The sequence below is a fragment of the Agaribacillus sp. DX54 genome, assembly GCF_056858335.1.
The window spans coordinates 1-396 of the sequence record NZ_JBXEQE010000140.1; the positions used below are offsets into that span (position 1 = coordinate 1).

Sequence of the window (396 nt, forward strand, 5' to 3'; positions counted from 1 at the left end):
CCGTTTACACCACTTAAACAACTGTTGTTCAAATACCCAATGACAACTTTCCCATAACAGCTTTACATCCGTGGGAAAACGTATATAACTCTCATAGCAGGTGGCATCCATCAGTAATACATGGGTATTATTCATATCCCGTTTCCAGTGGTTAAATAACACGCCCTGAAGGTGCTGCCAGTCGGTATGTTCGGCCAGGTAGCTACGCACCCTGCTCACAATGGCTTTATCCCTGATCCGTTGGTTATCCGAAAGCAGTTTACCGCAAAATAGCTGAAGGCCCCAGTCAGTATTAAAGCGTTCTATCAGCTTTTCATCGCTGAGATTCAGGTAGGCCTTCACAAACATTAATCCCAGCATCCCTTGGGAAGAAAACCATCGAGGAGCCCCTGGGCC

At 46.5% G+C, this 396-nt stretch carries 1 pseudogene; it reads right to left on the reverse strand.

The annotated features are described in order from the left end of the window. A pseudogene (locus AC04NP_RS30705) lies at positions 1 to 396 on the reverse strand (transposase); the annotation flags it as partial.